Annotated in this window: 29 protein-coding genes; 15 read left to right on the top strand and 14 right to left on the bottom strand. The window is 71.9% G+C overall.

What is annotated here, in order from left to right:
- The first annotated feature begins 59 nt into the window (after positions 1-59).
- Positions 60-1358 carry an ATP-grasp domain-containing protein gene (locus DEJ48_RS18185; protein WP_223832489.1) on the top strand — a complete coding sequence of 433 codons (1299 nt, stop codon included), beginning with the start codon at positions 60-62 and terminating at the stop codon, positions 1356-1358.
- Positions 1351-2613 (top strand): FAD-dependent oxidoreductase, encoded by a 1263-nt coding sequence (locus tag DEJ48_RS18190; RefSeq protein WP_150217206.1) that lies wholly within the window; start codon positions 1351-1353, stop codon positions 2611-2613. The genes DEJ48_RS18185 and DEJ48_RS18190 overlap by 8 nt, the downstream gene beginning before the upstream one ends.
- A gap of 388 nt (positions 2614-3001) precedes the next feature.
- Here DEJ48_RS18190 and DEJ48_RS18195 read toward each other — a convergent pair whose 3' ends face one another.
- The 3 genes from DEJ48_RS18195 to DEJ48_RS18205 form a co-directional block, all read right to left on the bottom strand.
- Entirely contained in the window at positions 3002-3865 is an 864-nt protein-coding gene (locus DEJ48_RS18195; protein WP_190537467.1) for a chaplin family protein, read from the bottom strand.
- Positions 3866-3963: 98 nt separating this feature from the next.
- Positions 3964-4155 (bottom strand): chaplin, encoded by a 192-nt coding sequence (locus DEJ48_RS18200; protein WP_150221251.1) that lies wholly within the window; start codon positions 4153-4155, stop codon positions 3964-3966.
- A gap of 236 nt (positions 4156-4391) precedes the next feature.
- Complete coding sequence (locus DEJ48_RS18205; RefSeq protein ID WP_150217207.1) at positions 4392-4802, bottom strand: rodlin; 411 nt, start codon at positions 4800-4802, stop codon at positions 4392-4394.
- A 234-nt stretch (positions 4803-5036) separates the two neighbouring features.
- Between DEJ48_RS18205 and DEJ48_RS18210 the strand changes: the two genes are divergently transcribed.
- The gene (locus DEJ48_RS18210; RefSeq protein WP_150217208.1) at positions 5037-5447 is read left to right on the top strand and encodes a rodlin; all 411 of its coding nucleotides are present in this window, start codon (positions 5037-5039) and stop codon (positions 5445-5447) included.
- Positions 5448-5504: 57 nt separating this feature from the next.
- Here the strand turns inward: DEJ48_RS18210 and DEJ48_RS18215 are convergent, their stop codons facing one another.
- Positions 5505-5651, bottom strand: a complete 147-nt coding sequence (locus DEJ48_RS18215; RefSeq protein WP_223832089.1) for a hypothetical protein — start codon at positions 5649-5651, stop codon at positions 5505-5507.
- A 179-nt stretch (positions 5652-5830) separates the two neighbouring features.
- On the opposite strand from DEJ48_RS18215, the gene DEJ48_RS18220 reads away from it, so the two are divergent.
- From DEJ48_RS18220 to DEJ48_RS18235, 4 genes are all read left to right on the top strand, one after another.
- Positions 5831-6886, top strand: a complete 1056-nt coding sequence (locus tag DEJ48_RS18220) for an LCP family protein (protein ID WP_223832090.1) — start codon at positions 5831-5833, stop codon at positions 6884-6886.
- 115 nt (positions 6887-7001) lie between these two features.
- On the top strand, positions 7002-7409 hold the full coding sequence (locus DEJ48_RS18225; protein WP_150217211.1) for a rodlin: 408 nt from the start codon (positions 7002-7004) through the stop codon (positions 7407-7409).
- Between the two features lie 141 nt (positions 7410-7550).
- Entirely contained in the window at positions 7551-7949 is a 399-nt protein-coding gene (locus DEJ48_RS18230) for an ATP-binding protein (protein WP_150217212.1), read from the top strand.
- A gap of 138 nt (positions 7950-8087) precedes the next feature.
- Positions 8088-8567: a hypothetical protein gene (locus DEJ48_RS18235; RefSeq protein WP_150217213.1), complete on the top strand. Its 480-nt coding sequence runs from the start codon at positions 8088-8090 to the stop codon at positions 8565-8567.
- Here DEJ48_RS18235 and DEJ48_RS18240 read toward each other — a convergent pair.
- Genes DEJ48_RS18240 through DEJ48_RS18250 form a run of 3 tightly spaced genes read right to left on the bottom strand, consistent with a single transcriptional unit; the run spans position 8564 to position 10112 of the window.
- On the bottom strand, positions 8564-8905 hold the full coding sequence (locus DEJ48_RS18240) for an Asp23/Gls24 family envelope stress response protein (RefSeq protein WP_150217214.1): 342 nt from the start codon (positions 8903-8905) through the stop codon (positions 8564-8566). The genes DEJ48_RS18235 and DEJ48_RS18240 overlap by 4 nt on opposite strands.
- The gene (locus tag DEJ48_RS18245; protein ID WP_150217215.1) at positions 8902-9552 is read right to left on the bottom strand and encodes an Asp23/Gls24 family envelope stress response protein; all 651 of its coding nucleotides are present in this window, start codon (positions 9550-9552) and stop codon (positions 8902-8904) included. The genes DEJ48_RS18240 and DEJ48_RS18245 overlap by 4 nt, the downstream gene beginning before the upstream one ends.
- A 17-nt stretch (positions 9553-9569) precedes the next feature.
- Complete coding sequence (locus tag DEJ48_RS18250) at positions 9570-10112, bottom strand: RNA polymerase sigma factor (protein ID WP_150217216.1); 543 nt, start codon at positions 10110-10112, stop codon at positions 9570-9572.
- 186 nt (positions 10113-10298) lie between these two features.
- Here DEJ48_RS18250 and DEJ48_RS18255 point away from each other — a divergent pair, with 186 nt between their 5' ends.
- From DEJ48_RS18255 to DEJ48_RS18275, 5 genes are all read left to right on the top strand, one after another.
- On the top strand, positions 10299-10820 hold the full coding sequence (locus DEJ48_RS18255; RefSeq protein ID WP_223832091.1) for an Asp23/Gls24 family envelope stress response protein: 522 nt from the start codon (positions 10299-10301) through the stop codon (positions 10818-10820).
- Positions 10821-10822: 2 nt separating this feature from the next.
- Positions 10823-11008 carry a hypothetical protein gene (locus DEJ48_RS18260; protein WP_150217218.1) on the top strand — a complete coding sequence of 62 codons (186 nt, stop codon included), beginning with the start codon at positions 10823-10825 and terminating at the stop codon, positions 11006-11008.
- Entirely contained in the window at positions 11005-11940 is a 936-nt protein-coding gene (locus DEJ48_RS18265) for a DUF6286 domain-containing Asp23/Gls24 family envelope stress response protein (protein WP_150217219.1), read from the top strand. The genes DEJ48_RS18260 and DEJ48_RS18265 overlap by 4 nt, the downstream gene beginning before the upstream one ends.
- Positions 11937-12557: an alkaline shock response membrane anchor protein AmaP gene (locus DEJ48_RS18270; protein WP_150217220.1), complete on the top strand. Its 621-nt coding sequence runs from the start codon at positions 11937-11939 to the stop codon at positions 12555-12557. The genes DEJ48_RS18265 and DEJ48_RS18270 overlap by 4 nt, the downstream gene beginning before the upstream one ends.
- A gap of 122 nt (positions 12558-12679) precedes the next feature.
- Positions 12680-13588 carry a hypothetical protein gene (locus DEJ48_RS18275; protein WP_150217221.1) on the top strand — a complete coding sequence of 303 codons (909 nt, stop codon included), beginning with the start codon at positions 12680-12682 and terminating at the stop codon, positions 13586-13588.
- Here DEJ48_RS18275 and DEJ48_RS18280 read toward each other — a convergent pair.
- Positions 13575-14390: an RNA polymerase sigma factor SigF gene (locus tag DEJ48_RS18280; RefSeq protein WP_150217222.1), complete on the bottom strand. Its 816-nt coding sequence runs from the start codon at positions 14388-14390 to the stop codon at positions 13575-13577. The two genes, DEJ48_RS18275 and DEJ48_RS18280, sit on opposite strands and share 14 nt — an antisense overlap.
- A gap of 208 nt (positions 14391-14598) precedes the next feature.
- On the opposite strand from DEJ48_RS18280, the gene DEJ48_RS18285 reads away from it, so the two are divergent.
- Positions 14599-15150, top strand: coding sequence for a hypothetical protein (locus DEJ48_RS18285; RefSeq protein ID WP_150217223.1), 552 nt, complete (start codon positions 14599-14601; stop codon positions 15148-15150).
- A gap of 7 nt (positions 15151-15157) precedes the next feature.
- On the opposite strand, the gene DEJ48_RS18290 is transcribed toward DEJ48_RS18285, so the two are convergent.
- Complete coding sequence (locus DEJ48_RS18290) at positions 15158-15988, bottom strand: class I SAM-dependent methyltransferase (RefSeq protein ID WP_150217224.1); 831 nt, start codon at positions 15986-15988, stop codon at positions 15158-15160.
- 161 nt (positions 15989-16149) lie between these two features.
- Between DEJ48_RS18290 and DEJ48_RS18295 the strand changes: the two genes are divergently transcribed.
- Both DEJ48_RS18295 and DEJ48_RS18300 read left to right on the top strand, forming a co-directional pair.
- Complete coding sequence (locus DEJ48_RS18295) at positions 16150-17922, top strand: prolyl oligopeptidase family serine peptidase (protein ID WP_223832490.1); 1773 nt, start codon at positions 16150-16152, stop codon at positions 17920-17922.
- Positions 17923-18481: 559 nt separating this feature from the next.
- Complete coding sequence (locus DEJ48_RS18300) at positions 18482-19351, top strand: SURF1 family protein (RefSeq protein ID WP_150217226.1); 870 nt, start codon at positions 18482-18484, stop codon at positions 19349-19351.
- Between the two features lie 16 nt (positions 19352-19367).
- On the opposite strand, the gene DEJ48_RS18305 is transcribed toward DEJ48_RS18300, so the two are convergent.
- The 5 genes from DEJ48_RS18305 to DEJ48_RS18325 form a co-directional block, all read right to left on the bottom strand.
- Positions 19368-19739, bottom strand: a complete 372-nt coding sequence (locus tag DEJ48_RS18305; protein ID WP_150217227.1) for a hypothetical protein — start codon at positions 19737-19739, stop codon at positions 19368-19370.
- A gap of 87 nt (positions 19740-19826) precedes the next feature.
- On the bottom strand, positions 19827-20894 hold the full coding sequence (locus DEJ48_RS18310; RefSeq protein ID WP_150217228.1) for a hypothetical protein: 1068 nt from the start codon (positions 20892-20894) through the stop codon (positions 19827-19829).
- A 311-nt stretch (positions 20895-21205) separates the two neighbouring features.
- Positions 21206-21868, bottom strand: a complete 663-nt coding sequence (locus DEJ48_RS18315; protein WP_079075189.1) for a SigE family RNA polymerase sigma factor — start codon at positions 21866-21868, stop codon at positions 21206-21208.
- 361 nt (positions 21869-22229) lie between these two features.
- Entirely contained in the window at positions 22230-23288 is a 1059-nt protein-coding gene (locus DEJ48_RS18320; protein WP_150217229.1) for an aspartate-semialdehyde dehydrogenase, read from the bottom strand.
- Positions 23285-24556, bottom strand: a complete 1272-nt coding sequence (locus DEJ48_RS18325; RefSeq protein ID WP_150217230.1) for an aspartate kinase — start codon at positions 24554-24556, stop codon at positions 23285-23287. Before DEJ48_RS18325 ends, DEJ48_RS18320 begins: the two co-directional genes overlap by 4 nt.
- Positions 24557-24685 lie beyond the last annotated feature (129 nt).

Raw genomic sequence — 24685 nt, forward strand, 5'->3', positions numbered from 1 at the left:
CTTCTAATCCTGTGTTCCACCACATCGCCCGCATGGGCGATCGACAATCGAGGGTGACGTTGCAGCCTCTGGATACACGCATTCCTGCGGTCCTGTTGCGGATCGACAGGAATCCCTTTCACCACGGAACGCTGGGCGCCGTACGCTCGCTGGGGCGGGCCGGCGTCGAGGTCCACCTGGTCGCCGACGACCGGCGCAGCCCCGTGCAGCGCTCCCGCTACCTCCACCGGATGCACGCGCCCCCCATGCCGGGCGCGTCGCTCGCCGAGGTCGCCGCCGTGCTGCGGCGGGTCTCGCGGCGCCTCTCGGGGCCCGCCGTGCTGATCCCCCTGGACGACGCGAGCGCCCTCGCCGTCAGCGCCCTGTACGAGGAGCTCACCGACTGCTTCCTGCTGCCCCGCACGGCGGGCGACGTCGCCGCACGCGTCGCCGACAAGGCGAGCCTCGCCCAGGTCTGCGCGCAGGCGGGCGTGGCCCACCCCACGACGCTCGCGCCGGAGTCCGCCGCCGAGGCCGCGGGCGCCGTCGACCGCCTCGGGTCCCCCGCCGTCGCGAAGTGGAGCCGCCCGTGGCTGCTGCCCCGCGACACCGGCCTGCGCAGCACCACCGTGATCGGCTCCCCGCACGAGGCCTCCGAACTGTTCGAGCGCCGCGCCGAGGCGGGCAGCCGTCTGCTCCTCCAGGCCTTCGTGCCCGGCGCCCGCGACGCGGACTGGTTCGTGCACGGCTGCGCGGGCCGCGACGGTGTCGTACGCGCCGGGGGCACGGGCCGCAAGCACCGCTCCTGGCCGCGATCGGCGGGACTCACGGTGAGCGGCGAGTGGGCGGACAACCCCGCGCTGCGGTCGGCGGCCGCGCAGGTCGTCGCCGCCCTGGAGTACCGCGGCATCTTCGACCTGGACTTCCGCAGGGACGCCACGACCGGCGACTTCCACCTGATCGACTTCAACCCGCGGCCCGGCGCGCAGTTCCGCCTCTTCACCGACGGCGCGGACACGGACGTCGTACGCGCCCTGCACCTCGACCTGACCCATCGCGCGCCCCCCGCCCCGAAACCCCTGCCGGGCCGCACGTTCCTGGTGGAGAACTACGCCCCACTGGCCGCCCTGCGCGCCCTCGCCCGCCCCGGCGCCCGCCCCTCCCCCGCCGGCGAACTCGCCTGGCACGCCGACGACGACCCGGCCCCCGGAGCCACCCTGCGCCGCCTGTGGCGCCGCCACGTGGTGCGACGGCTCGGCGACGGCCTGCGCCACCGCGCCCGCCGCATCCTGACGTCCCTGTCGATCAGGGCGCGCGCGCACGCGCCCGCCGTCCTCCCCGGCACGCCCAACAGAGAGCGAGCAGTCACCGATGCATGACCTGCTGATTGTCGGAGCGGGCCCCTACGGCCTCTCGGTAGCCTCGCACGCCGCGGCGGCCGGCCTGGACGTGCGGATCTTCGGCAGGCCCATGGCGTCCTGGCGGGACAACATGCCGCGCGGCATGTTCCTGAAGTCGGAGCCGTGGGCGTCCGACCTGTCCGACCCCGCGGGCCGCTTCGGCCTGGCCGCGTACTGCGCCCGCGAGGGCCTGCCCGCCGAGCACGGCCGCCCGCTCCCCATCGAGCACTTCGCGTCCTACGGCCTCTGGTTCGCCGAGCAGGCCTCCCCGCGGGTCGACGAGCGCCTCATCGCCTCCGTCCGGCCCTTCCCCGGCGGCTACGAGGCGCGGACCGAGGACGGCGAGGCCCACCGCGCGCGTGCGGTGGCCCTCGCCGTGGGCGTGCTGCCGTTCACCGAGATCCCCCGCGCCGTCCGCGGCCTGGGCGCCGAGCGCGTCTCGCACAGCAGCCACCACGCCGACCTGGCACGCTTCCGCGGCCGGGACGTGACGGTGCTCGGCGCCGGGCAGGCCGCGCTGGAGACCGCCGCGCTCCTGTCCGAACAGGGCACCAAGGTGCGGATCCTCGCCCGGTCCCCGCGCGTGGACTGGAACACCGTGCCGCCCGCCTGGCGGCGGCCGTGGCGGGAGTCGCTGCGCGCCCCGCACACCGGCCTCGGCTGCGGCTGGCGCAACAAGTTCTACGCCGACACCCCGGGCCTCTTCCGGCTGCTCCCCGAACCGGCCCGCGCCCGCGTCGCCGCCGACGCGCTGGGCCCGGCCGGGGCGTGGTGGATCAAGGACCGCGTCGAGCCGCGGGTCGAGGTGCGGGTCGGCCATCGGATCGCGTCGGCCGAGTCCGTCGGCGGCCGCGTTCGCGTGCACACCGTCGCCGTCGGCGGCGGAGGCCTGAGCTTCGCGACGGACCACATCATCGCCGCCACCGGCTTCCGGGCCACGGCCGACCGCATCGGCGTGCTGCCCCCGGAGCTCCGGGACGGCCTGCGCCGCCTCTCGGACGGCACGCCCTACGTCAGCGACCGCTTCGAGACGTCGCACCCCGGGCTCTTCCTCGCGGGCCTGACCACCGCGTCGAGCTTCGGACCCGCCATGCGCTTCGTGTACGGCGCCGCGTTCACCGCCGAACGTCTGGTGCGGGGCGTCGAGCGGCACGTACGGCGCGGACGCAGGGCGGCCCCGCCGGTCCAGTCGGACGACGAGCACACGCGCCGGACGGCGGCGGCCGCACGCTGAACGGGTGGCACCGGGGCGCGCGGGGGCGTGGCGGCCCGGGGCCCAACTCCGTTGGCCCTAGCCTCGGTTCAGGTGACGCGCCGACGCCACCGGGCTCGGCTTCCGTGTCCGTGATCGCTCCACCGAAGCCGAGCCACCAAAGCGGCTCTCTTATGAGTGACACCGCGGGCGAATGGGTGAATGGCTCTTCCCGCGCGGGCCGCGCGGTGATGCACTTAATGCGCTTCACGGGACAGGCCGGGTCGCTTTCCACCAGCCGTCGGCTCTTATGCCGTGGGTCAGCGACATTCAAAGAGGCCGGTCTCTACCTCCCTTGCGCCGGCAGGGAAGCAATTCCGTCTGCTTCCCTGCCGGCGTATTGCCGTGCCCGCCCCCCCCCAATTCCCGGTCAGCGCCGGGAGGATGCCATTCCGCGCCGGTACAGAATCGCGCCGCCGAGCAGCAGGGCCGCGCTGGCTCCCGCCGCGCCGAGCAGCTCGTCGTCCGCTCCGGTCGCCGCGAGCCGGTCGCCCTGGACCGACGCGGCGTGGACGGGCCGCGACTCGCGGCCGCCGTGCGGCGCGTGGTCCGGCGTCGTGGACGAGGACACCCTGGAGTGCTTCGGGGCGTCCGGGTGGCCCGGGGGCATGGCCCGGGGGTCCGCTTCGGGGGCCTCCGGGGCGTGCTCGGCCGGGGGGACCGTGCTGGACGGGGGCTGCTGGTGGTGCGGGGTGCCGGCCTCGGCGTCGCAGCCGTTGCCCATCGCCGGGGAGAGGGCGGCCACGACGTCCACGGTGTTGCCGCAGGCCTTCACCGGCACGTCGGCGGGGGCCTTCGCGTTGTTGCCCGCCAGCACGCCGGGCGAGTGCGCGGCGTCACCGACGGCGGCGGAACCGGTCGAGGAACCGGTGGTCCCCGTGGGGCCCGCGGGACGGGCGGCGTCGTCGTCGGTCGTGTGTGAGGCGGCCTTCGGGGCGCTCGGCGCCCCTCTCGGCGCCTGGGGCCCGGAGTGGGAGTGGGAGTGGGAGTGCGAGGTGGAGCCGCACGAGTTGCCGAAGGCCGGGTTGCCGACCCCCACGCCGTTCGCGCTGTTGCCGCAGACGTTCACCGGCACTTCCACCGGGGCCTGCACGTTGTTGCCCGACAAGAAGCCTGGCGAGTCCGCCGCCTGCCCGTTCGCCTCACCGGCGGCGAACGCGTGGGCGCCGGACAGGGACAGGATGCTCGTGGCGGCCGCGGCGGAGAGCATTCCTTTGCTGAGGGCCTGTCGCAATCTAGTGGTCTTTCTCTGTCCGAGGGGGAAGCCGGCCCCGGCGCCGGGAAGGCTGCCGGGGCCGGCTGAGGCGCAGCAGGAACAGCTGGGCGCCTACGTCAGTCGTTGGCGCACTGGTTGCCGAACGCCGGGTTCAGGAGCGCGATGACGTCGACGGTGTTGCCGCACACGTTGACGGGGACGTGGACCGGCACCTGGATGTTGTTGCCGGAGATGACGCCCGGGGAGCCCACGGCCGCACCCTCCGCGCCGGCGTCGGCGAACGCCGGGGCGCCCATGCTCAGGGCCATGACGGCGCCGGCAATGATCGTTGCGCTCTTCTTGAGCTTCACAGCTTTCCCTTCTTTCGGGTCACGCCTGAACGGCGACCTGAGTCCTGGTCAACGAGCGTTGGACGCTCAGGAAACCGCGGAGTTGACAATTTTCGGAAGTTCACTCGACTGCGACCGCAGGGCACGAAAAAAGCCCGGGCCGCCCGAGGAGGAAGGAATTCGGGCGGCCCGAGCAATTACTGCGGTACGACGGATCAGCCGTTGTGCTCGCCGTTGCCGGAGAGGATCGGCAGGTCCTCCAGGATGTGCGACAGCGGCTCGTCGCCCTTCGCCTGGGTCGAGTTCTCGGTGCACTGCTGGTTCTGCGGCGCCGACAGGATCGGGATGTCCTGGACGGCGATCGGCACGAGGCCGACCAGGGCGCCGACGTTGCCCTTGACGGGCAGACCGACACAGGGCTTGTTCAGCGAGCCCTGAACCAGGGACAGCTGCGGGCTCATGTCGCCCTTGGTGGCGGAGTTGCCGAACGACTGCTTGGCGTCGTTGCCGCTCAGCGACGTGGTGCCGCCGTCGTCACCGATGGCCATCGCGGCGGGCGAAGCGGCGGCGGAAATACCGACGACAGAGACGGCGACCGCGGCCGCTGCCATTGCCTTCTTGAGCATTTGATGTTCCTTTTCTGGCAGGCGCTCAGGTTACAGCGAGCTGCTCAACTCGCCCTGCGGCGTTTGGTTCCGGTCGTTCACTCCATCGGATCTTTCGGCAATCGCCGTACTGCCACCGGAGCACCGCCGAATAGGCCATTGGAGTGAACCGGGGTGAACCCTAGGAACCCCTCATTGCTCCGGCAGTTGCACAGGGTGCTCCTTGGACGGGGGCACACTCAGAAGGGAAATCCTGTGCTCAAGAAGGTTATGACCGCCGCTGCGGTCACGGCTTCCGTCGTCGGCATGTCGGCCGCCGCGGCTCCCACGGCTCTCGCCATCGGCAACGACGGCGGCACCGAAACGATGAGCGGCAACAACGCCATGCAGGAGTTCGGCAACTCCGCCACGTACGGCAACATGAGCCCGCAGATGGCGCTCATCCAGGGCTCGCTCAACAAGCCCTGCATCGGCCTGCCGGCCAAGGCCAACATCGGTTCGCTCGTCGGCCTCGTGCCGATCGCGGTCCAGGACATCCCGATCCTCTCGGCGCCGCAGAACCAGCAGTGCACCGAGAACTCAACCCAGGCCAAGGGCGACGAGCCGCTCTCGCACATCCTCAACGACATTCCGCTGCTCTCGGGCAACGGCGAGCACAACGACTGATTGCACGAACCCGGTTCAGCGGGCCGCCGATTCTCTCCTCGGCGGCCCGCTTTGCTGTCAGTCGCGGGGCCAGGGATCGCGGTCGACGAGTGCCGTCCATTCGGGATCGGGACGTCCGGGCAGCGTTCTGCCCTGCTCCCGCCATTTCCTGTGCAGTGCTGCGTAGATGGGGTCCGTGCGGCAGTCCGGGGACTGTCTGCTCACCGGAATGACACCTTGCCGCCTCCACGGTCCTGCGCGGTCAGTCATATGTCCTCGTCGCGAGTCGGGAAACGGATTGACATGTCGTCCGGTTTACGGTTTCAGGGTTCCTCTTCCCTCTTACCCAATTCGCGGAGAAAAGCATGGGGACGGCTTCTCGTACGCCTGGCAGGAAACGGGCCGTGCGGCGACTCGGCATCGTCGCCATGGGGCTCGCACTCGCCGCCGCCCTCACCGGCATCACCGCGGCGGCCGCACCTCTCCCTGCACAACGCATCGATGTCTTCGGCGGCATGAAGAATCGTCCGAACGACGGACCCGGTACGAATATCCTGCTGCTCGGCACGGACAGCCGAGCCGGACTCTCGAAATCCGAAAGGCGCCGCTTCTCCACCGGCCACAGAAGCTGCGACTGCGCCGACACGATGATGCTCGTCCATGTGTCGGCGAACGCCCGCCGCGTCAGCGTCGTCGGCCTGCCCCGGGACTCCCGCACCGCCCTCCCCGAGTACCTGGACGAGAAGACGGGCCAGAGCGGCCCGGTCCGCCCCGCCAAGCTCAACGCGGCCTACGCGGCAGGCGGCCCCCGGCTCGCCGTACGGACCGTCGAGCAGATGACGAACGTCCGGATCAACCACTACCTGGAAATCGACTTCAGGCGGTTCATCGACGGCGTGAACGAGGCGGGCGGGGTCCGCGTCTGCACGAAACGCCGCCTGAAGGACCACGCGACCCGGCTGAACCTGAGGCCCGGCACCCACAGGCTGTCGGGCGGCCGCTCCCTGCAGTACGTGCGCTCCCGGCACGTGGACCGCAGCGCGGACCTCGGACGCATGCAGCGCCAGCAGCGCTTCCTGGTCGGCGCACTGCGGACGCTCTCCGCGGACCGCTCGTTCGCCCACCCGCGCAGGACCGCACGGCTCGCCAGGACCGTGCTCGGCTCCACCCGCGTCGACCAGGGCTTCACCGTCGGCCGGCTGACCCGGCTCACCCTCGCCCTGCGCAGGCTCTCCCCCGCGGCGACCGAGTTCACGACCGTCCCCGTCGCCGGATTCAGCGCCCCGCAGGACGGCGTCGGCGCCACCCTCGAATGGGACAGGCCCAAGGCCGACAAGGTCTTCAAGACCCTCAACCGGGACCGCGCCCTGACCGGCCGCAAGACGTCGGCCGCCCCCGCCGACCCGCCGACGCTCTCCCGCCAGACCGCCTTCCGGGGACACAAGGTCGCCTGCTCCTGACGTTCAGCACACTAATCGGCCGAACGGGGCACTGACCGCAACCGCTGCCGCACCACTCAGTTGATCACCATGCGGCTCCGCAGCGGAGCCTCTCTTCGAAGGGAACCCCATCACCATGAAGAAGCTGTTCGCGACGGCCGCCCTCGCCGCTTCCGTCGCCGGTGTCTCCGGTATCGCCGCCCCGCAGGCCATGGCCATCGGTGACGACACGGGCACGACCTCGGTCAGCGGCAACGGTGCCGAGCAGGTCTTCGGCAACTCCGCCACGCACGGCAACATGAGCCCGCAGATGTCCCTGGTCCAGGGCTCGCTCAACAAGCCCTGCATCGGCCTGCCCGCCAAGGCCAACGTCGGTTCGCTGGTCGGCCTCGTGCCGATCGCCGTCCAGGACATCCCGATCCTCTCGGCGCCGCAGAACCAGCAGTGCACCGAGAACTCGACCCAGGCCAAGGGGGACGAGCCGCTGTCGCACATCCTCAGCGACATCCCGCTGCTCTCGGGCAACGGCTCCCACAACGGCTGATCCGGGCAACCGGCATCACCCGCCCGGCGGCGCCCGCGCGGCGCCGACCGGGCGAACCGCCCGGACAACGTGTGTGGCGACGGACTCGTCGGGCAACCGAAGAGGGAACGGTCCCCACACCATCGGTGGGAGTGATGCGCTGTGACAACCGACAGCACGCAGGAAACCCGCATCCTCACCCGCCCCCGGACCCCGGCCGCCGCCCGGGATGTCGTACGCGCACTGCTGCGCCAGGGGCACAACGACGCCAGTGAGATGGCTGTCGACGATGCGGTCCTCGTGACCTCCGAACTGGTCACGAACGCGCTCAGGCACGGAGGCGGCCTGCGCGGATTCGAGTGCCGTGTGCGGCCCGGCTTCGTCGAGATCGCCGTCGAGGACGGCAGCGACGTGGTCCCGCGGTCCCGCCCGCGCACCAGCCTCCTCGTGAGCGGCGGACACGGCTGGCCATCCGTGTGCCATCTCTCCGACGACGTGTCCGTGACACGCCTCCCCGAGGGCGGCAAGTGCATCGTGGCCCGCGTACCGCTGGCCGCGTGAACCACGCCCCGGTGGACACCGCACGTACCCGTGTGGCTACCGGGCGCTCCGGCCGGGACGGGGTTGCATGAGGTCGTACCCCACTCCCCTCCGGAAGGGCCGGTCCCCACGGTGCAGCGATACGTCAGATCAGTCCTCGTGACAGCGGTGGCCGCGGCGACGGCGCTGCTGCCCGGCACGGCCGAAGCCGCCGACCGGCACGAGGTCACCCTGGAGCGGACGGCCCGGCTCACCCCCGACGGCACGCAAGCCGTCGTCACCGGCACGTACACGTGCGAGGGCGTCCGCGGGCCCGTACGGCTCAGGGTCACGCTGCGGACGCGGCAGGAGCGCGAGCTGAACGCGGACGAGAAGCAGACGGTGTCCGGCGTCTACACGTGGCTGGGTCTCCCCGGGCTGCCCGTCCCGAAGACGGCGACGTCGAGCACCTCCAGGGAGCAGATCCTCGACGGCACCTGTGACGGCACCGCCACGGCCCACACCTGGCGGCACGCCTTCACCGGAGGGGTCCAGAAGGGCACCACCGCCTCGGTCACCGTGGCGATGACCTCGGTGGACTCCCGTACTGCACAGGTGACGACCCTCGCCGACACGACGGGCGACGTGACGTTCGCCTAGACGCGTCCCGTCACCGTCACCGAGACCCGTGACAGTTCCCCGGTCAGCCGGTCCAGCGTCTCCGTCACCGCGGCGTGCAGCTCGCGGGTGACGTCGAGGGTCCGGTGGCCGCGGCGCAGGACGACGTGGATGTCCGCATGCCAGCCCGCGCCTCCCCTGTCCCGGCTGACGCGGACCGCCGAGGAGCGCGGCGACACGGTGGCGCTCCGTCGCAGCGGAGCGGCGGCGCGCAGGAGGTCGGCGAGGCCCGGGCGCAGGAAGGCGACGCCCGGCGTGCCGAGGACGGCCTCCTGGACGGCCTCGGCCAGTGCGGCGCTGGAAGCGAGTCGTTCCGTCACGGGAGCCGTCCTTCCGTGGTGCCGCCGTCGTCGGCGGCTTCGTCGAGGATGTCGGCGACCGTCACGTCGACGGCCGCGACGCGCATGCCCAGTTCGGTGGCCACCGCCTCCAGGATCGCGCGGCGCACCCGCTCGGCGACCTCCGGCAGGTTCCAGGTGAGGGCCACCGCCACCTCCGTGCGGATGTGCACGGGCCCGCGCGGCCACCGGCCCGCGGGAGCGCCGCCCTCCTCCTGGGAGAGCGCCTCGATGCGGCAGCTGCCCGCCCGTACGCCCGGCAGGGAGTCGGCGGCCGCGCGGACCGTCCTGGCCGCGGCGGCCTCCACGATCCACAGGTCCTCCGCCGCCTCGCCCAGCGGCAGCGTGCGGCCCGGGCGCAGTTCGAGGCGGACCACGTCCATGACGCGGCCGACGAGCGCGGACGCGGCGGACTCGTACTCCCGCGCGTCGCCCTCGTCGTCCCGCTCGCGGGCGGCGGACACGACGTCCTCCAGGCGCCACAGCGTGTGCAGCGCCTCCGAGCAGTGCGGGCACGCCTCGGCGTGCGGATCGCGCTCGCCGCGCTCCGCGCGCTCCCAGACGTCCCACAGCTCGCGGCCGCAGGGGAGCAGTTCGTTGGGTCCGTCCACCATGGGTTCGTCCGTCATCGGCCCGTGCTCCTCGTTCACCGCCATGCGGCCATCGCCTCCGTCAGATGGCGCCGCGCCCGGAAGACGCGGCCCCTGACCGCCTCCGGGCTGATGCCCACCGTCTCGGCGATGGTGTCGTAGGGGAGGCCGTTGAGCTCGCGCAGCACCCAGCACACGCGCTGTTCCGGGGACAGTCCCTCCATCGCTCTGCCGAGGTCCGCCACCGCCGCGTGCGACTCGGCGACCCTGGCCGGGGACGCCTCGTGCTCCGGAGCCTGCGGTTCGGGCACCTCGCCCAGGTCGAGTGCGGGTCGGCGGGCCCGCAGCACGTTCAGGCACCGGTTGGTGACGATGCGGTGCATCCAGGTGCCGAACTGCGCGTCCCCGCGGAACTCCGGCACCTTGCGCCAGGCGCTCACGAAGGAGTCCTGCACCGCGTCCTCGGCCTCCGTGCGGCTCCCGAGGAGACGCGTGGCGAGCCGCAGCAGGCCGGGCGCATGACGGCGCACGAGCTGCTCGAAGGCCTCTTCGTCGCCCTCGGCGGCCCGTACGGCCAGCAACCCGTCGTCGCGCGGCACACGTGGCTCCTCTCGCTCCAGTCGTACACCTACGACACGCGGCGGACCACCCGCGTTACGCGACGCGGGTGCGTCCACCGGTCCATCGGCGGAAAAGAATCCGCGTGCGGCGCGTAACGGATCCGGGGCACACGGGTCATAGGGGTGAGCAGTCCCCGACGACCTGACGACGAGGAGATGCCTTTCATGGCGACTCAGGAGAGCACTTCGAAGACGGCCGCCACGGCGTCACGCGGCGACGAGTACCTCACCGGCGCCGTGCAGACCGTGCCGGGCAGCACGACCGTGACGGGACGCACCGGGGCCACCGAACCGGCCGCGACCCGCGGCAAGACGTCCATCGCCGACGTGGTGGTGGTGAAGATCGCCGGAACGGCGGCGCGGGAGATCCCCGGCGTGTACGACATGGGCGGCGGGCTCTCGCGCACGATAGGCGCCGTCCGCGACCGCGTCCCCGGCGGGCGTCCCAACGTCGGGCGGGGCGTGAAGGTCGAGGTCGGCGAGCGGCAGACCGCGATCGACCTGGACATCGTCGTCGAGTACGGCGTGCCCATCACCGACGTCGCCCATGACGTACGGGAGAACGTCATCGCCGCCGTGGAGCGCATCACCGGGCTCGAGGTCGTCGAGGTCAACGTCGCCGTCAACGACGTACGACTGCCCGACGACGACAGCGCGGACTCCGCCGGCGAGACGCGCGTGGAGTAGGGGTGAGCACAGCTCTGGTGGGACTGGTCGCCGGGATGGCCCTGGGGTTCGCCGCGTGGTTCGGCGGCTTCGGGGCGTTCCTCCTGGTCGGTGCGCTCGGCGCGGTCGGCTTCGTCGTGGGTCGCCTCGTGGAGGACGGCACGGACGTACGGGGCTTCCTCGGCGGCCGGGGCCGGGGGCGGCGATGAGCGTCCCCGCGGCGGACCGCGGCGCCACGAAGGTCGCCGACCGCGCGGTGCGGCGGATCGCCGGACGGGCCGCCACGGAGGCGCTCGCGCCCGGTGAGGTGCGCACGGACCGGAGTGCGGCGTCGGTCCGGGGCCGCAGGGCGCGGGTCGACGTCGCCGTGACGCTGCCCTATCCCGCGGTGCTCGACGAGTCCGGCGAACGCGTCCGGTCGCACGTCGCCGACCGCACGGCACGGCTCACCGGCCTCGCCGTGCCGTCGGCGCGGGTGCGGGTGCGCGAGCTGCGCGTGCGGGCGGCGGAGGCCGGGGAGCCGGATGCGGCGTGGGCCGAGGGCGGGGTGCGGGCGCGGCGGCCGTGGTCCGCGCGCCGCGTGCCCGTGGCGGTGGCCGCGCTCGTCGCCGCCGCGGTCTGCGGCGTCTTCCTGTACGACGTCCTGGCCGTGCACGCGGCGGGGCGCACGCCCGCGCGGTGGCGGGCCGACCTCATGGAGTGGCTCGCCACGCACGGGCCGCACCGGGGCGTGTGGCCCGGCGCGGCGGCCGCGTTCGCGGTGCTCTGTCTCGGCGTGTGGCTGATGGTCCTCGCCGTCACGCCGGGCTTCCGCGGCCGGCTCCCGATGCGTCCGCCGCTGCCCGACGTCCACGCGGTCGTCGACCGGAGCACGGTGGCGGCGCTGCTGCGGGAAGCCGTGTCCGGCCTGCCCGGCATCACGCGCGCGCGGGTCCGCGTCGGACGCCGCAGGGTCACCGTGCGCGCCGGGCTCGCCTTCGGCGAACTCGATCCGGCGCGCGAGGCGTTGACGGAGACGGCGGAGCGGGTCCTGGCGTCGTGCGGGGTGGCGCGGACGCCGCGGCTGCGGATCCGGCTGCGTGCGGAGCCGGGGTGGCGTGCGCCGGAGCGCAGTGCGCCCGCGCGGGAGGGCGAGAAATGACCCGACCACAGGGAGGCCGTTTCCGTGCCGGCGTCAACCGCACCGCCCTGCTCTGTCTCGGAGCGGCGCTCCTGGGCGCGGGTGCTGGGCTGGCGTCCGCGACCGGTGTCGTACGCGACCGGCTGCCGTCGGACGTGCCCCGGCTCGGCTCCGACCGGGTGTGGATCGACGGGGAGCAGCTCGGGCGGTGGCGGGACCAGGGCTGGTGGACGCCGACGGTGATCGCCGGGCTCTCCGTCGGCGTACTCCTGTTCCTGGGGTGGGCGTGGGTCCAGGTGCGCCGCGGGCGGCTGCGCGAACTGCCGCTCGGGCAGCCCGACGTCACGCTGTCCGGGGCCGCGCTGGCGGCGGCGATGGCCGAGCGGACGCGCGGCATCGACGGCGTCGCCCACGCACGCGTGCGGCTGCGCGGAGGTCCGCGGCGGTTGCGCGCCCGCATCACGCTGGCCCTGCGGCCGGACGCCTCGCCGGAGACGGTGCTGCGGTGTCTCGCCCGGCAGACGGTGGCCGAGGCGAGGGCGGCGGTGTCACCGCGCCCGCTGACCGCCGACGTGCGGCTGACGGTTCAGCGGTTCTCCCGTTCTCCGGTTCTCCCGTTCTCCGGACAGTACGAATGACCCACCCGCTGATAGGAGAAGTAGGGCCGACCGGAGTACTCGGCGGGCAACGCCATTTCCTTCAAAGACGTTCATCCGTTCAGCCGGTCATGGAACTCAGGGACCGGCTTGAGCGACATGCCGTGCTCGCAGACATGTATTGCGAAGCCAACGAGCGTGTCGTGGACGCGCAGTTGACCTTGGAGGAGCTGAGAAGGAGCAGAAACCGCGTGCTGGCGGCCCTCGCCGTCACCATCGGCAGCGACACGGGAGCGGCGCACGTGCTCGGGCTTCCGGAGCGCGACGTCCGTACGGCACGCAAGTCCGTGAACCGCGAGGAGGCGCTCGATCTGGCGACCAACGCGCTGGAGTTGGCGGCCGAGGCGGCCGAGGCGACGGCTCCGGCGGCGTACGCGCCACAGCCCGCCCACTCGGAACCGGCTCCGGCGACGCAGGAGGCTCGGGAGACGCGCGAGGCACGAGAGACACGGGAGGCCCCGCAGCCTCAGATGCCCTCGGAGCCGCGCGAGACTCGTAGGGCGCCCGAGGTGTCCGAGGTGCCCCAGGTACCCGAACCGCGCGAGACGCGCGAGCCCCGGGTCGTACCGGAGCAGGTCGCTCCTCCCCCGCACGTGCAGGTCGCGGCCCCCACGGCGGTGTCCCACGCCGTCGCGTGGACCGCACCGATGGACCATCTGCTGGTCCGGGGCTGGCACGAGGGGGTGAACCCCAGCGTGCTCGCCACCCAGCTGGGCTGCGATCTGTCGGCACTGGCGCTCAGGGTGCAGGAGCTCTCCTACGCGGAGAGCGCCCCCGCCCAGGCGGCGGCCGCTCCGGCTCAGGCCGATGTCCGGACGGGAGGTGACTCATGGGAGCCCGCGCAGGCTCCCTCGCGACAACCCGGGCGCCACCGGCGCCACCGAGCCGACGGGTCTCCTCATGGCCTTTTCCCGCAAGAGACGCTGAGCCACCACCCTGGGCACGCGCCACACGCGCCGCAGGGCCCGCCGGCGGACTACTACTTCCCCTACGTGAGCGCTAGTGCTCAGTGAGCAGCCCGGAGCGCAGCTTGGCGAGGGTGCGCGTCAGCAGCCGTGAGACGTGCATCTGGGAGATCCCGAGCACCTCACCGATCTGCGCCTGCGTCATCTCCTGGCCGAAGCGCATCTCGATGATGTGCCGTTCACGCTCGTTCAGCTGCTCGATGAGCGGGGCGAGCGCGTGCAGGTCCTCGAAGAGGTCGAGAGCGGGGTCGTCCTCGCCGAGCACGTCGGCGTAGTCACGGCCCTGCGAGCCGTCGTCCTGGCTGACGGGGACGTCGATGGAGCCCGCCGTGTAGCCGTTGGCGGCGACGAGGCCGTCGTTGACCTCTTCCTCGGTGAGGTCGAGGTGGTCCGCGAGTTCCCGGACGGTGGGCTCGCGGTCCAGCTCGGCGCCCAGCGCCTCCTTGGCCTTCGCGAGGTCGACGCGGAGTTCCTGGAGCCGGCGCGGGACGTGCACGGCCCAGGTGGTGTCGCGGAAGAACCGCTTGATCTCACCGGAGATGTACGGCAGCGCGAAGGTGCTGAACGCGACCTCGCGGGAGAGGTCGAAGCGGTCGATGGCCTTGATCAGCCCGATCGTGCCGACCTGCACGATGTCGTCGATGTCGGTGCTGCCGCCGCGGAACCGGCCGGCCGCGAAGTGCACCAGCGACAGGTTCATCTCGATCAGGGTGTTGCGCGCGTACTGGTATTCGTGCGTGCCCTCTTCGAGGACCTGGAGCCGGTCGAAGAAGATCTTCGACAGGTCCCGCGCGTCCTTGGGCGCGACGCTTCCCGCGTCCTCGACCCACGGCAGCTCGCTGCTGGACATCTCTTCCCAAGGAGCGGCGGCCGCGGGCGCTTCCTCTTGTACAGATGCCGCAGTCAACTGTGTGGGTGTCCTCACTGGTTCACCTTCGCTCGGGGGCACGGTATGGATATCCATAGTGCCGCCTTCCCAGTACTTCCAGGATTAAGCTCACCATGCGGATTCTGGGTGCAGGGGGAGTCGCCCCAACGGGGCGGGGCGGGAGGCGCACATGCCGGAGATGTTCCTGCGGCGGCTGAGCCGTTGGCAGGGGGAGGGGCAGCGGGAGGCCGTCGCAGACCTCTATGCGGACCTGTACGCCGGCCTTCACGCGGACACGAGCGGCGGTGCCGGCTCCGGCGTCCGGCAGGCCTTCCTGCGCCGCTTCGAACACGACGTGCAGCAGACGGACTTCGACATGGTGGTGGCCCACGTCGCGGGGAACCTGGTCGGCTGCCTCTACGGCTACCGCGCCGAGCGGGGCGGCGAGTGGTGGGAGGCGTTCCGCCACGTCCTGTCCCCCGCGGTGGTCGAACAGACCGCTTCGGGACGGGTGTTCCTGCTGAGCGAGGTCATGGTGGCGCCCCTGGAGCGCGGCTCGGACGTCGCGTACCGGATGCGGGCACTGCTCCTCACGCGGCACACGTCGGACGTCGTCGTCGCCGTCATCAGGCCGGACGACGACCAGGGGCGGGAGGTGCTGCAGGCGTGGGACTGGACGAAGCTGGGCGAGTTCGCGCCGCGGCAGGAGGGCTGGCTGCGGCCGCCTTCACCCATGCCGTAGCCGACGGTCAGGCTCCGGGTCGGCTCGCCCGCAGGGAGTACATGAGGGGGATGCGGGGCCGGTCCGCCGGGAAGCGGTAGGCCCCGTCGCGGAGTTCGAGCGCGCCGAACCGCTCGAAGAGGGTCTCGTCGCGTTCGCGCAGGAACTCGATGCGCAGGCCCGCGGCGGCGAGCGCGGAGACGACGTCGCCGATCGGGTGCTGCCACTCGACGGTGCGGTTGTGGACGGTGGGGGTCGTCGTGTCCGCGTAGCCACCGGGGGCGTCGTCGATCCAGGCGTCGCGCGCGAAGTAGTCGTGCTCGACGCGCGAGCCCGTGGCGTCGTCCAGGACGTCGGTGAGCGGGTGGAACTCGGAGAGGTAGAGGAACCCGCCGGGCGCGACCAGGGAGGCGGCGGTCTCGGCCCAGCGCTGGATGTCGGGGAGCCAGCCGAGGGCGCCCACTCCGGTGTAGACGATGTCGTACGCGGCGTCGGGCACCGCCTGCACCGCGTCGTACACGTCGGCGGCGACGAACGTGGCCTGCTCCGGGGTGAGGCCGAGTTCGGCGGCGAGCTCGCGGGCCGCCTCGACGGCGGGTTCGGAGAAGTCGAGCCCGACCACGCGGGACGCGCCGTGCCGCGCCCAGGACAGGGTGTCGAGCCCGATGTGGCACTGAAGGTGCAGCAGGGACTTTCCGCGTACGTCGCCGACCTCGGCGAGCTCGTGGCCGCGCAGCGGGTCCTGGCCGGCCCGGAAGGCGTCGAGGGCGTAGTAGTCGCTGGCGAGGTGGAGCGGAACCCTCTCGTCCCAGCGCCTCCGGTTGGTCTCGCGCCAGTCTGCGGGTGTCCTGGAGTACATGGTCGAAAAGTTATCCACAGGCTGGGGAATCCCGCCAGCGGTTTGTCGGCGGGGACAGGCAGTATGGGGGCATGAGCGAGACGGGTGCGACGAGCGGGCCGGGTGCAGGGAACGTCACGGGAGCGGAGTCTTCCGCGCCGGATGTGCGGGACATGTCTGACATGCCGGACTGGGAGAAGCGGTTCAGGGCGCCGCGGGTGTCCCTGCCGGACTGGGCGGAGGACGCTCCGGAGCGTTCCTTGTTCGTGTCCAACGCGACGGGGACGTACGAGCTGTACGCGTGGGACAGGACGACCGGCACCCAGCGACAGGTGACGGAGCGGCCGAACGGCACCACGGACGGCGCGCTGTCGCCCGACGGCGAGTGGATCTGGTGGTTCGACGACACGGACGGCGACGAGTTCGGCATCTGGCGGCGCCAGCCGTTCGGCGGAGGCACGGACGAGCCCGCCGTACAGGGCCTCGAAGCCTCCTACCCCGCAGGTCTCGCCCTCGGCAGGGACGGCGCGACGGTGGTCGTGGGCCGCTCGACCGACGACGACGGCTCGACGATCCATGTCGTACGCCCCGGCAGCCCCGCCCCGGTCGAGGTGTACCGCCACCGGGAGTCGGCGGGCGTCGGCGACCTCTCGCACGACGGCACGCTGATCGCCGTCGAGCACACGGAGCACGGCGACGCGATGCACTCCGCCCTCCGCGTGATCAGGCCCGACGGCTCGACCGTCGCCGAGCTGGACGACACCAAGGGCGGCACGGTCGAGCTGGGTCTTGAGGTCCTCGGCTTCGCCCCGGTCGACGGGGACACGCGGCTGCTCGTGGGGCACCAGCGGCGCGGCCGCTGGGAGCCGATGGTGTGGGACGTCGCGTCGGGCGAGGAGAACGACCTGGTGCTCGGCCTGCCGGGCGACGTGAGCGCCGAGTGGTATCCGGACGGTTCCGCGCTCCTGGTGGCCCACGGCTTCGAGGCCCGAGGTGAACTGTTCCGCTACGACCTGGCGACGGCGGAGCTCGTCCGCATCGACACCCCCGCGGGCTCCGTCTCGGGTGCGACGGCCCGTCCCGACGGCTCGGTGGAGTACATGTGGTCGTCGGCAGCCGAGCCGCCGGTGGTCCGCTCCACGGCGGGTGGCGTGGTCCTGGACCCGCCCGGCATGAAGGCGCCGAAGTCCGTCCCGGTGGAGGACATGTGGGTGGACGGCCCCGGCGGCCGCATCCACGCCCTGGTGCAGCGTCCCGCCGACTCCTCCGGCCCCCTGCCCACCGTCTTCGAGGTGCACGGCGGCCCCACCTGGCACGACAGCGACTCCTTCGCGGCGGGCCCGGCGGCCTGGGTCGACCACGGGTACGCGGTCATCCGCGTCAACTACCGCGGCTCCACGGGGTACGGCAGGGAGTGGACCGACGCCCTCAAGCACCGCGTCGGCCTCATCGAGCTGGAGGACATCGCGGCGGTGCGGGAGTGGGCGGTGACGTCCGGCCTCGCCGACCCCGACCGGCTCGTCCTCGCGGGCGGCTCCTGGGGCGGGTACCTCACCCTGCTCGGCCTCGGCACCCAGCCCGACGCCTGGGCGGTCGGCCTCGCGGCGGTGCCCGTCGCGGACTACGTGACGGCGTACCACGACGAGATGGAGGCGCTGAAGGCGATGGACCGCACGTTGCTCGGCGGCACGCCGGAGGAGGTTCCCGACCGCTTCCGCGCGTCGTCCCCGCTCACGTACGTGGACGACGTGAAGGCGCCCGTCTACATCTCGGCGGGCGTGAACGACCCGCGCTGCCCGATCCGTCAGATCGACAACTACGTGAACCGTCTTTCCTCGCGGGGCGCGACGCACGAGGTGTACCGGTATGACGCGGGGCACGGGTCACTGGTCGTGGACGAGCGCATCAAACAAATCGCCCTGGAACTCGACTTCGCGTCCCGCCACCTCCCCTGAGGTAACGCCCACGCCCACGCCCCGCACGAATCTCCTCGTCGGACCCCTCCCACCCACCCACCCGTTCACCCCGCACCGATCGGTGCAGGTAGGAACGGGCGGGGGGGGGAGCGCGCCGCCGCGGAACGGCGAAAAAGCACAGACCACCGCGGACCGCGGCTCCTACGCTCACTCTGCGGTGCGGGGCAAACGGGCGGGTGGGTGGGGAGCATCCGCCGCGGAGCGGCGGGGCAGGGCGCCGAAGCGCGCCGACAGCCCCACGACAGGGGAAAGCCACCCCGCGCCGCGGGGCCCCTAGGCCGACCCTGCGGTGCGGGGTAAACGGGCGGGTGGGTGGGAGCGATCCGCCGCGGAGCGGCGGGGCAGGGCGCCGGAACGCGGAGGCCGCCCCACGACAGAGGGAGCCACCCCGCGCCGCGGGGCCCCTACGCCGACCCTGCGGTGCGGGGTAAACGGGCGGGTGGGTGGGAGTGACTCCCGTACGGGGAGCCGCCCCGCGGCCGGAGACCTGGCGGACCCCAGGAGCAGGCACCCCGCAGGGGCCCCGTACCGTGGAGGTGTGTACCGGTTTCTGCTGACGCCCCGCTGGTGGGGAATCAACGTCTTCGTCGTGCTGGCCATCCCCTTCTGCATCTTCATGGGTTCCTGGCAGCTCGGCCGCTTCGAGGACCGCGTACAGGATCACGAGTCCGCCAAGGAGCAGGCGAAGGAACAGTCCGCGGAGGCGAAAGAGGGCGGCGGCGACGCCAAGGCCCGCCCCCTCCGCTCCCTGCTCCCCGTGGACAAGGAAACCTCCGGCGAGCAGGCCACGGCAACCGGCCGCTACGGCAAGCAACTCCTCGTACCGGATCGTGAGTTGGACGAGAAGCAGGGGTTCTACGTCCTGACCCTGCTCCGTACCGACGACGGAAAGTCACTGCCCGTGGTCCGCGGCTGGCTGCCCGGCGACGCGAGCACCGCGAAGGCCCCGGCCGCCCCCAAGGGGGAGGTCACCGTGAAGGGGGCACTCCAGGCATCGGAGAGCCCGGGTTCCAACGGAGTCAGCGCCGCGGGAGGCCTGCCCCAGGGCCAGCTGGGCGCGATCAGCTCGGCGTCGCTGGTCAACCTCGTGCGCGACGACCTGTACGACGCGTGGATCACCCTCGACAAGGCCGACGCGGGCATGAAGGCGGTCCCGGCCGCCGCGCCGAACAACACGGGCCTGGACCTGAAGGCGTTCCAGAACCTCGGCTACACCGGCGAGTGGTTCGTCTTCGCCGGCTTCGTCGTCTTCATGTGGTTCCGGCTGTTCCGCCGCGAGGCGGAGTTCGCCCGCGACGCCCGTCTCGGCCTGCTCCCGGACCCGGAACCCCACGAGACCCAGCCCGAAACCGGAACCGAAGCCGGAACCGAAAACGGCACCACCCCCAGCACCGAAGCTCCCGCCTAGACACCCCACCCGCGGCTCACGCAGGCACGAAGACGCCCTCGTCGGCCCCATCCAGGATGAACCCGTTGTCGAAGCGGACCCGCACGCTCACACGAGGCCCCCGCTCCTGGAAGGCGGTCCACGCGGGTTCCAGCGAGCCGACCTTCTCCTCGAGCTGCTTCCTGCTCTCCGTGGGCATCTCGCGCCCGTAGGAGTCGAGCAGGGACTTGAGCCGCTCGTACTCGCGCGCGTCGTCGCTCTCGTCCTGGTGGCCGACCACCCGCTCGACGATGCCGCCGGTGCCCGCCGCCAGGGACAGGAACCCCACGACGAGGCCTGCCGCCTCGGCCGTATCGGTCAGCGGGGTGTCCGCCGCCAGCACCACCCGCTGGCCCGCCTCGAGAGCCATCTGCTCCCCATCTCCCTGCGTCGGCTGCTGAAAGGCCTGGTCGATCGACGGGTCGCGCCGTCACCAGTACGCGATCGTAGACCGGCCCTAGGAAGCGGGCAGCACCCCGGTCCGGTACACCGTCCCGGCACACGCGTTGGTGATCGTCGTCCCCGCCGTCGGCGCCCCCGCCTCAGCGGTCAGGGAGACCACGACGCTGCCGTCGGCCACGCCGCCGTCCGACCGCTCCAGCTGCGCGCCCATGCCGTCGGGCGTCCCGCCCTCCGGAGTCCCGCCGCCGCCCTCGGAGGGCGTCGGGTTGGGCGTGGGCTCCCCGCCGTCCGACACGCACTTCTCCGACGGCAGCCAGGCGAACTTCACCTCGTACGCCGCGCCGGGCTGCAGCACGAGCGGGCTGGCCTCCTGCGCCGGGTCGGGCAGTCCGGCCGCCGCGTCGCCCGCCGTGTGGTCGATCACGCCGACCTTCGTCGGGTCGGCCGCGCCCTGCGCCACCGCGCCGACGGCGCCCGCCGCCTCGACGGTGCAGCTGCTGTCGGAGATGTTGGAGACGCGGAAGGAGCCGTAGACCGCACCGTTGGCGTCGGCCGGGTTCGTGCTGCCCGTGGCCCCGAGCTGGGTGGCGTCGCAGACGGGCGAGCTTGCGGCCTCGGAGGTGGAGGGGTCGGGCGAGCCCGTACCGCCGCCGCCCGTGCCGCCCTTCTCCTTGCCGTCCTTCTTGTCCTTCTTATCTTTCTTGTCCTTGCCCTTGGACTTGTCGGGCTTCGCCCCGGCGTCCTTCTCGCCCCCGTCGGGGCCCTTGCCCTGGCCGGAGCCGCCCTGCGCGTCCTGGCTGTTGCCCGCGATCGAGGTGCGGTCGTCCGAGTCGCCGTTGGAGGTGGTGACGTGCACCAGCGCGGGGACGGCGGTGCCGATGAAGAGCGCGGCGGCGGCGAGACCGACGACGGCCTGGCGCTTGCGGGCCCTGCGCGCGGGGACTGCCTTGCGGAGATGGTCGAGGGCGCGGTCACCCGGCTCGATCTCCTGCACGGCCTGCCGCATCAGTCGCCGCAGTGCGAGTTCGTCGGAGCCGAGGTCGTCCTCGTAACCCTGCGCGCCTTGCGTGCTCTGCGTGCCTTCGGAGGAGCCGCGCTCACTCTCGGAGCCGCCCCCGACCACGGCCCGAAGCCGATCCAGACCGCCACCGCCGACATCACGGGCACCCGCACCGGCACCGGCATCCGACTGCGACCCCGCGTCCGGCCCCGCCGCCCCCGACTCAGCCGCCCCCGACTCATCCGCCTCCGGCTCAGCCTCCGCCGCAGACTCGGCCTCAGGCTCAGGCTCGCGACCGGGCTCGGGACCAGCCCCCGCCCCGGCCCCGGACTCGGAATCGGCCCCTGGATCGGAATCGCCTACGGGCCCGTGGTTCACGTCGTCGTTCCTGCCATGCCGCTCAATTCCGCCCTGCTCATCACGCTTGCGCTCACTCATGCCGGCGCCTCCATGGCGACCCGGAGGGCCGCGATGCCGCGCGAGCCGTACGCCTTCACCGAGCCCAGCGATATGCCGAGCGTCTCGGCGACCTGCGCCTCGGTCATGTCGGCGAAGTAGCGCAGCACGAGGACCTCGCGCTGGCGCCGCTGGAGGCCGCGCATGGCCTTGATCAGCTCGTCGCGCTCCAGCTGGTCGTACGCCCCCTCCTCCGCGCTCGCCATGTCGGGCATCGGCTTCGAGAGCAGCTTCAGCCCGAGGATGCGCCGACGCAGCGCGGACCGGGAGAGGTTCACGACGGTCTGGCGCAGATAGGCCAGCGTCTTCTCCGGGTCCCGCACCCGCTTGCGCGCCGAGTGCACCCGGATGAACGCCTCCTGCACGACGTCCTCGCAGGACGCCGTGTCGTCCAGGAGCAGCGCGGCGAGGCCGAGCAGCGACCTGTAGTGGGCGCGGTAGGTCTCGGTGAGATGGTCGACTGTTGTGCCCGCGGTCATCGTGTCGTCAGCGCCCTCGCGCTGCGCCGGGATGCGGGTCGGACGCGCCGCGGGCATGGGTGCGATCACCGGCATGCCACCGGTCGCGCGGGGACGGCGAGTGGGGCGCAGTGTCGCCGCGCCTCTCGCCTGTACCGCTGTGAAGTCGAGTACCTCTGCCACGCTTGTTGGACACGCTTCCCCCCATCAGGGTTGTACGCATCCGTCGTCGCGTTTGCGGCAGGTCGCGCGGGCACCGCTCGTGACGATGCATCAAATGCCCCCATGCGTACCAGCTCTTCCCCTATGCCCATTATTCCGGCGCTCGGGCCACCCCTTGAGGCGACCGCTAAAGACGTCCCCCCGCCTGTCGCCGGTTGCAGTGATCAGATGCGAATCTTCGAACGCGGAGATGATCCAGTTCAAGGACGCACGCCCACTGAGTTGGACACAGAACTTACACAGATCCCACATAGGGCTCGGCCCTGGGGTGGTATGTACCAATCCGCCGGAGATGGCCTCAACCACCCCGCCGGAACGGACCTCAACCGGCGGTGAACTCCCCGGCCACCAGCTCCGCGATCTGCGCCGTGTTCAGCGCGGCGCCCTTGCGCAGGTTGTCCCCGCACACGAAGAGCTCCAGCGCGGTGGGGTCGTCCAGCGACCGCCGGACCCGCCCCACCCAGGTCGGGTCGGTACCCACGACGTCCGCCGGGGTGGGGAACTCCCCCGCGGCCGGGTTGTCGAAGAGCACGACGCCCGGCGCGGTCGCGAGGATCTCGCGGGCCCGGTCGACGGTGACCTCGTCCTCGAAGCGCGCGTGGACGGTCAGGGAGTGGGTCGTCACGACGGGCACGCGCACGCACGTGGCGGCGACGCGAAGTCCCGGGAGTCCGAGGATCTTCCGCGACTCGTCCCGGACCTTCATCTCCTCCGACGACCAGCCGTCGTCCTTGAGGGACCCGGCCCACGGCACGACGTTCAGCGCGACGGGCTCGGGGAAGGGCCCGGTGTCGTCGCCGACGGCCCGGCGCACATCGCCGGGGCTGGTCCCCAGCTCGCTGCCCGCGACCAGCTTCAGCTGCCGCCGCAACGTGTCCACGCCGTCCCGGCCCGCCCCGCTCACCGCTTGGTACGAGGAGACGATCAGCTCGCGCAGACCGAACTCGGCGTGCAGGGCACCGACGGCGACGATCATCGAGAGCGTCGTGCAGTTCGGGTTGGCGACGATGCCGCGCGGCCGCACGCGCGCGGCGTGCGGGTTGACCTCGGGGACGACCAGCGGGACGTCCGGGTCCATCCGGAAGGCGGCGGAGTTGTCGACCACGACGACGCCCTTGGCGGCGGCGACGGGCGCCCACTGCGCGGACACCTCGTCGGGTACGTCGAACATGGCGACGTCGACCCCGTCGAAGGCGTCCTCGGAGAGGGCGACGACCTCGATCTCCTCCCCGCGCACGGCCAGCTTCTTGCCGGCCGAGCGCGGAGAGGCGACGAGTCGGATCTCGCCCCAGATGTCGGCGTGCTGCGACAGGATCTGGAGCATGACGGTGCCGACGGCCCCGGTCGCTCCGACGACCGCGAGCGTCGGCTTACGGCTCATCGGCCGGTGCCTCCATAGACCACGGCCTCGTCCGTGTCGGAGTCGAGCCCGAAGGCGGTGTGCACGGCGCGGACGGCCTCGGTCACGTCGTCGGCGCGCGTGACGACCGAGATGCGGATCTCGGAGGTCGAGATGAGCTCGATGTTCACGCCCGAGTCGCTGAGCGCCTCGAAGAAGGTCGCGGTGACGCCGGGATTGGTCTTCATCCCCGCCCCGACGAGCGAGATCTTCGCGATCTGGTCGTCGTAACGAAGCGAGTCGAAGCCGACGGCCGCGCGGGTCTTCTCCAGGGCGTCGATGGCCTTGCGGCCCTCGTCCTTGGGAAGGGTGAAGGAGATGTCGGTCAGGCCCGTCGAGGCGGCCGACACGTTCTGCACGACCATGTCGATGTTGACCTCGGCGTCCGCGATCGCGCGGAAGATCGACGCGGCCTCGCCCGGCTTGTCGGGGACGCCGACGACCGTGATCTTGGCCTCGGAGGTGTCGTGCGCGACACCGGAGATGATGGCCTGCTCCACCTTGCGGTCCCCTTGCGGTTCGTTGCTGACCCACGTGCCCTGCAGTCCGCTGAAGGACGAGCGGACGTGGATCGGGATGTTGTAGCGACGCGCGTACTCCACACAGCGGTGGAGGAGCACCTTGGAGCCGGAGCTCGCGAGCTCCAGCATGTCCTCGAACGAGATCCAGTCGATCTTCCGGGCCTTCTTCACCACACGCGGGTCGGCGGTGAAGACACCGTCCACGTCCGTGTAGATCTCGCAGACCTCGGCGTCGAGAGCGGCGGCGAGGGCGACGGCGGTCGTGTCCGAGCCACCGCGCCCGAGGGTCGTGATGTTCTTCCCCTCCTGGCTGACGCCCTGGAACCCGGCGACGATGGCGATGTTGCCCTCGTCGACGGAGGTCCGGATGCGGCCCGGGGTGACATCGATGATCCGCGCTTTGTTGTGGACGGAGTCGGTGATGACGCCGGCCTGGCTGCCCGTGAACGACTGGGCCTCGTGGCCCAGGTTTTTGATCGCCATGGCCAGCAGGGCCATCGAAATCCGCTCACCAGCGGTCAGCAGCATGTCGAATTCGCGCCCGGCAGGGATCGGTGACACCTGCCCGGCAAGATCGATCAACTCATCCGTCGTGTCACCCATGGCGGACACCACGACAACGACCTGATGGCCGTTCTTCTTGGCGTCGACAATCCTCTTGGCGACCCGCTTGATGCCTTCGGCATCGGCTACGGAGGAGCCTCCGTACTTCTGCACGACAAGGCTCACGTGCGCTCCTCGCTCAGTCCGTCTCTTACCGCACTACTGCGGTCGGCTCAGTCTAACGAGCGGCCGAAATTCGCCAGGTCGATATCACATCGTGAGATGTCCCGCTCACGAGTTGATCACCCCGGCATA

The organism is Streptomyces venezuelae (genome assembly GCF_008642315.1).
GTDB lineage: Bacteria > Actinomycetota > Actinomycetes > Streptomycetales > Streptomycetaceae > Streptomyces > Streptomyces venezuelae_D.

Bases quoted from the DNA above. Each gene is read 5' to 3' on its own strand.
- DEJ48_RS18295 (WP_223832490.1), top strand. From the start codon at position 16,150: ATGCCGGACTGGGAGAAGCGGTTCAGGGCGCCGCGGGTGTCCCTGCCG.
- DEJ48_RS18190 (WP_150217206.1), top strand. From the start codon at position 1,351: ATGCATGACCTGCTGATTGTCGGAGCGGGCCCCTACGGCCTCTCGGTA.
- DEJ48_RS18320 (WP_150217229.1), bottom strand. From the start codon at position 23,288: ATGAGCCGTAAGCCGACGCTCGCGGTCGTCGGAGCGACCGGGGCCGTC.
- DEJ48_RS18265 (WP_150217219.1), top strand. From the start codon at position 11,005: ATGAGCGTCCCCGCGGCGGACCGCGGCGCCACGAAGGTCGCCGACCGC.
- DEJ48_RS18280 (WP_150217222.1), bottom strand. From the start codon at position 14,390: ATGTCCAGCAGCGAGCTGCCGTGGGTCGAGGACGCGGGAAGCGTCGCG.
- DEJ48_RS18290 (WP_150217224.1), bottom strand. From the start codon at position 15,988: ATGTACTCCAGGACACCCGCAGACTGGCGCGAGACCAACCGGAGGCGC.
- DEJ48_RS18245 (WP_150217215.1), bottom strand. From the start codon at position 9,552: ATGACGGACGAACCCATGGTGGACGGACCCAACGAACTGCTCCCCTGC.
- DEJ48_RS18225 (WP_150217211.1), top strand. From the start codon at position 7,002: ATGAAGAAGCTGTTCGCGACGGCCGCCCTCGCCGCTTCCGTCGCCGGT.
- DEJ48_RS18270 (WP_150217220.1), top strand. From the start codon at position 11,937: ATGACCCGACCACAGGGAGGCCGTTTCCGTGCCGGCGTCAACCGCACC.
- DEJ48_RS18285 (WP_150217223.1), top strand. From the start codon at position 14,599: ATGCCGGAGATGTTCCTGCGGCGGCTGAGCCGTTGGCAGGGGGAGGGG.
- DEJ48_RS18255 (WP_223832091.1), top strand. From the start codon at position 10,299: ATGGCGACTCAGGAGAGCACTTCGAAGACGGCCGCCACGGCGTCACGC.
- DEJ48_RS18200 (WP_150221251.1), bottom strand. From the start codon at position 4,155: ATGGCCCTGAGCATGGGCGCCCCGGCGTTCGCCGACGCCGGCGCGGAG.
- DEJ48_RS18305 (WP_150217227.1), bottom strand. From the start codon at position 19,739: ATGGCTCTCGAGGCGGGCCAGCGGGTGGTGCTGGCGGCGGACACCCCG.
- DEJ48_RS18205 (WP_150217207.1), bottom strand. From the start codon at position 4,802: ATGCTCAAGAAGGCAATGGCAGCGGCCGCGGTCGCCGTCTCTGTCGTC.